The organism is Natronospira elongata (assembly GCF_034931365.1).
GTDB lineage: Bacteria > Pseudomonadota > Gammaproteobacteria > Natronospirales > Natronospiraceae > Natronospira > Natronospira elongata.
Genome location: NZ_JAYGII010000058.1, coordinates 1 through 8,454 on the forward strand (window position 1 = coordinate 1; position 8,454 = coordinate 8,454).

Here is an 8,454-nt window from a genome sequence, read left to right on the forward strand (position 1 = left end):
GACTCGGCTTCTTCTTCCTCGGCAATATCCACGGTCGCCACCACCTTGCCGCTGACACGTACATAATGGCGGTCCAGGGTGGTGTCCTGGCCGTGATCGATCATGCGCTCGAAGACTCCGCCCACGTAGATCGTGGTCCGGTCGGTACCCGAGGCATCCGAGCGGTATTGCCGGCTCCAGAAGCGAGAGCGCCCGGGGCCGTAGCGGAACTGGGCGGTACCGCTGTCACGGTCGATACGGGCGGGCTTGTGGAAGGGTGTCCAGTCCACCTGGTACTCGCCGTCCACGATATTGCCGGCGGCATTGTATTCGAAGCTCTGACTGCCATCGCCGTTGCTGACCGCGCGCACGGCGTGGGGCTGGGCATGGGGATGGCCGTTATCGCCATATTGGTAGGTACCCACGCCCGTGCGTGAGGTCAGATTGCCCAGATCATCATAGCCGTAGTCGAGCCGGGCCGGCGCAATCGCGTCACTGCCGCTGTAGCTGCGCTGGCTGACCGCCAGGCGACCCACCGAGTCGTACTCAAAGGTCTCGGCGATGCCACGCAGGTGATCCGCCCGGCCCTCGAACCGACCGGCCCGGGTCCAGGTGTAGCTTCTGTTAAGTACCTGGCTGCCGTGTAGACGGTCCGTGCGGCCAGTCAGCCGGCCAGTTCGGGGATTGAAGTGGTTTTCCGAAACCACCGCACCACCGCCGAGCCGGGCCTCTCGCAAACGCCCCTGGGCATCAAGCTCACCCATTTCCCAGTGGGTCTCCCAGCCGCCGTCAGCGTTATCGCCGCCAAGGGCGCCGTCAACGCGAACCACCGCGCTGGTGTGGCTGGAATAGACATAGGCAAGCTCATAAGGCGCCCGTTCAACGAGATCCATGGCCGGCATTTGGTTCGGGTCAGGGTCTTCAAGGGAGCGGATCTGGCCATGCTGCCCCGCCCCCGGGTGGCCAGACGGCAAAGTCCATGTCGCATATTCCAGGCTGGACCATTCTCCCCAGGTACCCTGCCTTACCTCCGGCTCGCCCTGCGAGGCAAGCGAGAACCCACCGGGCGGGGAAGTCTCGTTATCGCAAATTCGGCCGAAATCCGTGGTGTAGGCATAGTCCGAACACTGCTGAGCATCACAAGCTCTAGCGCGGGCCTCGTAAAACACGCCTTCTTCCGCGGCAAAGGTAGTTGACGTAGATGGCCCACTATACAGCGACTGCCAATTACTGCCTTGCTCTCGGTAGTCGACATCGTAGTACTCCGCCCAGGGGGCGCCATACGTCAGCTCTATCTCAGATCTTCCATCAACTGCGCAGCGGACAAAGTTCGACTCAAGCGAAACACCGCATGTGTCATCATCCAGGACAACATCCTCAAGAGACAGGGAGACCGGCGCCTTGCTACAGCCATCCGAGCTGCAGACCACGAGCTCAAGATCGTAATCGTAGGCATTAGGTCCCGGAGCGGTCTGATCATGAACGCAGAAGGCCTCCCGCTCCCAGCTCGCGTGTCTACTACCGCCTTCATGGATCTCGAGCGGTGTCGATTCGCCCTCCAGCCCCGGAGAGGACGTGGATGTCATGACAAGGCGGTAACTCACCTCATCCAGAATCGCGTGATTCTCCGGTCGATCCCAGGAGAACTCGGTCAGCGATGAGTGCGAGCTAGTGGAATTGCTCTTGTTGAGCCCTGCCTCCGGAAGGACCGGGAAGCGACGCACTTCGGTTGGCGTTTCCGATTGCACCCACTCGCCGCACTCGGCCGGACCGCCCCCCTGCGAGGCGCAAGCACGCGCTCGATGCAGATAGTTCCCCGGCTCGGGGCATAGCTGGGCCGAGGCCATGCCCGACGTGCCGCCATCGGGGCCCACGGAATCCTGGGCATTACAGGCCTGTACATCGCCGGGCTCGCCGTCCGTGACATCCTGCCAGTCGGTATTCGCTATCCATTCACCGCCATCCTGAACTGCCGAGGCCCGCTGGACTTCGTACTCCATTTCACTATCCAGCGTCCATTCCGCATTGCCCCAATAAAGCGCGTAGGCACCATGCGCCACCTCTCCGGCAGGCGTCATCAACTCAGGCGCGCCAGGGATCGCCCGTGGCGGATTGAGGGTGACCTCCACCTGGTCCAGCGTGACGCAAGAATCCTGTTCACACCGCTCCAGGAAATAAGTCAGCGTCACCGGGTCGGCACTATAATCACCGGCGGAAAAAATGCCTTCATCCTTATGGGTAACAACACTAAACAAGTCAGATGAAAGGTCCTGATCGGCCGACCAGTATTTCGAACCGGACTCAGCACCCACGGGTTGCCGTCTCACTCGATATTGCCCATCGCTACTACGCGTTGACCAAAGCAGTTTGACGCCACCGGCTTCTTGAACCGGAATTGCCATGAGCCTGTACTCGTGACCGCCGCCCACGGGCATGATCTCCCGTTCCACACGCCCATAGTCATCCCGCACATAGCTCAGGGCATAGCGCTGGTCATCGATGAAATACTGCGTGGATTGGAGGTTGGACCACTCATCGTAAATCTTTATCTGTGCAAAACCGTTGCCGGATGCTCGTGCCGCAAGACGCCCGGCAGCATCGTACTGCCAGGTGGATTCAGTGCCATCGGCATCCAAGCGATGCACCTTTCGACCAACCTGGTCATACTCAATGGATGTCGTCTGACCCAGCGAATCCGTCTGGCTGACCAGATCTCCGAAGGGATTGTGCACGTAGTGCCATTCGCCCATGTCCGGATCGGACATGAAGCGCTTATTGCCGAGGGCGTCATAGTGGATCTCGGTGACATGGGTATCACCTCCATCCCGCCGGGTGACCGACCGAATCTGGCCATCGGGGTGATGGGCATAGTCCACGACGATATTCTTGCCGCCCGGGTCTTCGACGACCTGCAGGAGCTCTCCCCAGGCTGTTTCTGTTCGCCGTTTCTGATCACCGTCCGCATCCGTCACGGTCATGGTCAGACCGGCATACTCGGTACTCTGCCTTAGGACAAGATCCCCCGGGTCTCCGGGTGCGTAGGGCGCGGAACCGGTCGACCTCATGCTCCCGCCACTGCCCGTGGAATACGCCGCAATCGGGCGCCCCAGTGCATCGAAAAGCGTCATCTCCCAGGAGGCAGGCGCACCGGGACGGTGGGGACCGGAGACAAGGTACTCGCGGCCCTTGGCATCGTGGTGAACTTCCTTGAGGAGCCAGTCACCATTGGCATCCTGGGATCCAGAGACCACTACCCGACCCAATCGATCGTACTCGGAGAACTCCGCACCCTCCACGCTATGGGCAGTCTCGACACGATAGACGGCCCTAGAATCAATGCAGTCGCCCCCACACCAGCTTCGATCGGTCGTCGATGTCCGCGATGAGGGAATACCGGTGGTCGAAGTGACGCGTCCAAAGCTGTCGTGACCCTTGGTCGCGGTATTGCCATCCGGCCCGGTCACTGCGGTTCGGGCCAACAGAGGATGATCATATTGATAGCTTTCCGTATGCCCCTCGGCATCTGTTGTCTCGATCAACAGACGACCGGTGCCATCGTAATCATGGTTGGTACTGCGGGGTGCGACCGGCGCGCCATCGGCCATAGCACCGCCCCGCGTGGTCTCGATCACATTGCCGAAACGGTCATACTGGTAGCTAGCTGTTTTATGCAAACCACCGGGCTGACCTGCCGTCTCTGACTTGAGCGCGCAGTGCCCCGGATCATAGTCAAACGAGGCATGTCGAGTGGCACTTTCGCCATTAACAGAGTGGGTTACCGAAACATCAGACAGCCGACCCCAGCACCATGTGTCCGGGTCAATTGGGTCGTATTGATTGATGGTGACTTTCTGTTTCTGCCCTCCGCCGGGGGCCGACTCGGTTTGGGTCACCTCTACTGCCTGGCCCCATTCGTCATATTCAGTTTCGTTGACTACGCGCTTGTACTCTTCACCAGAATGCAAGTCGAAAAGCGTTTCCACCGATCGCTCAACATGTGGGAACGGCTGGCCATTTTCACTAGTTATGGTATTGACTTCCTGCTGTGCCGTCTTGATGATCCCGTCATCAGACGGGAAATTAATCTCGTCCGACCCGCCTTGGCCCGGACCAACACACTCATCGTCCACTGGCGGGCATAACTCGAAGCTGGCGACCAACCCATCTACCGATTGCGGGGAAATGGAAACTGGCAAGGAATCCAAATGCCGGACCTGCTCAGCCCGCTCCAACATGCCCGAGAAAGGGAATTCCTGGTGGTATAAATTCGTTGATCGAATACCGGTATTCTCATTAACGGTATCCACCCTTCGATACCCAGAAAACCCTCTGCCGGACACGTCTGCTTTACCACCATAGTACCTATATGAGGTGAGAATCGTGCTTTGGCCACTTTGACCAGTGTATCCACTATCCTCCGATATAGATGCCACTACGTGGGCCGGGCCGGCAGAGTGCACATAAGGATACCCAAGATGCTCTTCCGCAACGCCGGCCTCTAGATGTCCAGCATAATACACATTATGCTGGGCTCTGGTCTGGCCGTAGAAAACCCTCGTAAGAGCCCCAAGGCTATCGATGACCCCAGACACACCGCCTGAGTTACGTTCGCCTTCGGGCACGTAATATGATGTTGACCCATCTGTAAGGACGAAAGCAGGCCTGCCGTCACCCGAAACATCAAGTGGCATGGCCCCGTTACGTTTTACCCTTGATGGAATATTGACATCAGTAATTTCGCGAATTCGCGCTTGACTTCCATTCCATCCTGCGACAACCCACTGACCTTCATGTCGGACGACAACATCCGAATAGCCGTTGCCCTCAGTATCTACAACGAAGACATTACCGATATCCGACTCAGTCAGGATTTGCCAGTCCGGATCACTTTCCCACTTTCCGTTTCTTCCAATATGAACCCGGACAAAGTGTTCGAGACCCGGCACTGTCGCCCGTTCCAAAGTACCGCGAACGACAAGATCTGATATCCCATCCCCCGTCAAATCGGCAATCTGGATACTGGCGATTTTGGTGTGACCAACCTCTGAATAGTCAATTGATGCAGAGTCGATAGATTGAAACTCTCCTGCATTCTCTTTAAAAGACCACGCTTCAATATTGACCCTCGGGCTGATCGCCGATTCCCTCCACCCGATCAAATCGGCTCGGCCATTATTTATGACATTAGCTGAAGAATAGGTGATTTCGCCAAAATCTGACAGTGTTTGATGAGGCAACTTCTCAAGAATTCCGCCATTATTCACTGCCATCCTGACGAAATCTTCTCCGCCAGATGTTCGGCCTGCCATTACAAGATCAGCACGACCATTGCCTGTAAAATCCGAGACCACACTACCCTGACTTTCATCGACATTTGGGGCAGCCCCGCTTGTCATATCGAAGACCTGCAAATGCTCGCCGCTACTTAGATCAACCACAGCGAATCCTGTTGCCTCATATGGCATTACAAGCTCGTCAGTTCCATCTCCATTTATATCACCAATACTTACTCTCTTAGCTATCCATTCTTCGCACTCTATAGTCGGGTCAACAGGAATACCATCTGGTCTTACACAATAGCCCTCAGAAGACCCGACAAGAACATTCGGGTGTGAAAGCATTTCACGCCGAAATATCTTATCCTTATCAACGGTAATAATACTTGGACGAACGCTCATGGGATCGGCACGCCCCGACATCACCATTCCTTCAAGTGGTCGAGCGTATCGTTCGGAATCAGACCAACCCTTCTCTTCTGCAATGTCATATTGGAACTTAGTCGGAGCTAGACATTCTGAACCAAGTGCACACTTAATGACTTTTGTTATATGAGAACTATTCGAAGCTCCTATTTGCTCGTAAACCAGTTCGTAGGCAAGTCTCACTGAAATACTACCGTCTGCATCTAGCCCATAAACAGAAACACGGTTGGCTCTTTTGCTGGTTCGGCTTGCTCCACCAACATTAAATTGGTGGCTAACATCACCCCTGGATTCGTACTGAACCTTTACTTTTCCGAGCTTAGTACCATCTTGATTGAACCATTCTATGCTAGCTGGGTACCACTCGAGCGCATCCTTTTCTTCCCGGATTTCGTAATCGAACTCAACAAAATTCCCGAATCGATCGGAAATACGCCTCAGAGGCCATGTCATGACTGTATCCGACTCAAGCGGAACAACTGCCGCATCGCCACCATATTTTCTTATCAGCCCGTCCTGGCCACGCACCTCAAAAGAGGAAGGGCCATTGCCGGTCTGCCCGGAGGCCTCAATGCGTTGGAAGCTTTCGACCTCTGTGGCGTAGATAGAACCCGCTTCGCCGTAGCCGCCTTCGACAACCACCAAACGGTCTCCGTCGAGGCAAAAGCGATCATTCTCGTCCAGACTTATGCCGCCAGATTTCCCATCCTGGGCTACTGTCTTCGGGCAGCGATTGATATTCGAAAGTCCGGAGAGCGACCAGCCCTTGCCGAAATGACCATTGCCGGCCTGGCTGCTGTAGCTCAAAGACAAGGTGGGTTTGAGTCCATTGGCACCGGGCATGACGCTGATGGGAATCTCATACATGGACTGCCCGGACGGGCCCACGGAGAACTGGCCTTTCATATTGCCCGGCACGGACCCAGCGGGATCCCAATCCGGAACTCCGCCGTCGCCGCCGCTGCCGGGCCCACCACTGCCGTCGCCGTTGTCACCATCTGAGTCGCTATCGCCGTCAGGCAAGGAGTCTGGATCCACTTCCGACTCATGCACCACACCATCTTCATCAATAACCCGGATACGCAGGGTGGCACCTTCCGGAATATCGAGTTCCGCTTCGAAGCTCCCATCGGCATTGGCCTCGACGGTGACCGTGTAGACCACTTCTCCTGAGCCTTGACCGGTGGACTGAAGCTGCATCGGGCCAGACCCGCTGCTAACCACTTCAATCGTTACCGTGCTGCCCCCAGGAACACTGCCTGCGCCGCCTTCGATGCGGCGGCGGTCCGGACCCTGATCCTCAAGCCGCTCGATCGACATCCCTTGTTCCTGGATCGCAGCGACGTGGTCAACGCGGAAGATGCTGAACTCCAGAACGGACTCTTCCAGCCCCCACGGGTCGGTTGCGCTTAACAGGAAGGTATTGAAACCGTGAAACAAGTGAATGGTGGTGGCAAATTCGCCGGCTTCACTCAGGGCCAGGTTTTGCCCATTGAGCTGCAATTGCCCAGCGCCACTGGCGACCCCCGAAACAGGCACCCAACTTGCATTGGTCACCATACCGGCCGGCGGATGATAGATATCAATGAGCGGCGCCGGCGGTTGGAAATAAACTGTCAGCTCTTCGACCGTGCTATTGCCTGCCCGGTCCACGGCCTTGATTGACAGCGAATTCTCACCGGCTTCCAATGGCCATTCGATGTCGAATTCAAGCCCATCGACGGACACGGCTTCGCCGTTTATGCTCAGATCTGCCGCTTCGTTCACACTGCCTTTAATCTGCAGATCCCGAGCCGTATAGGACTCGCCATCCTGAGGCGATTCAATCTCCAGAACAGGTGGCTCGGTATCAATCACAAAATCCGCAAGGGCAGGCTCTGACAGATTGCCGAGATCGTCGGCCACTTGCGCCTTCAGTTCATACTCCCCGTCAGTCACGGCATCGGCAAAATGACAGATCGCGCCTGCCTCATCACTTTGGCAATCAATTGCGACAGCCTCGCCGTTCAGCCGCACGTCCAAAGAGGCAGGGTCCACTTCGCTAACTGGATCACTCCACTCAAACTCCAGCGGACGCTCCGGCTCATTATGGGTCTCTCCGGGCTGGGGACTGACGATTGAAATCGCTGGCGGCTGGAGGTCCATGGTGAAGGTCAGATCGGCAACAGCCGAGAGGTTGCCGGCATAGTCGCTGATTCGAGCGGTCAAATATTGATCACCGTCATCGAGTCCGTCTGGGTCGACGCAAACGGCACCACCGGGGCTCACGTCGCAGTCGGCATTCCATCCGGCGCCGTTCCGTTCCAGTACCAGGGATTCGGGATTGACCCCACTACCAAGATCATTCCACTCCAGGGTGACTGATCGGCTTGGATCGCCCTGAATACTCCCCTCGTCCGGCGATACAAAAGCAATTTCCGGCGCACTGGTATCAATCAGAAATTCAATGCTTGCCGTCTCGGAGCGGTTGCTCGCCTTGTCTTTAATGCTGACAGTGACTGTATAGCTGCCATCTGCCAACGGTTCCGCGAGAATACAATTGCCGCCATTATTTCCCGCCTGGCAACTCCCTGGCCATGAAGCACCATTGAGCTGCACATCCAGCGTCTGCGTATCAACACCGACACCCTCGTCCTGCCAGGCCAGTTCAAGCCCCTGCATGGGATCAAGGTAAAGGCCGCCGTCCTCCGGAGAGAGAACCTGGATCTCCGGAGGCACCGTGTCGATGATCAAATTGATGGCGGCCCACCCGGATTGGTTGCCGGCACGATCG

General features: G+C 56.7%; 1 protein-coding gene. It reads right to left on the minus strand.

All coding sequences use genetic code 11. The features are described 5' to 3' along the window. The coding region (locus tag VCB98_RS13260; protein ID WP_346053332.1) for an Ig-like domain-containing protein at positions 1-8,454 on the minus strand (8,454 nt) is incomplete at both ends.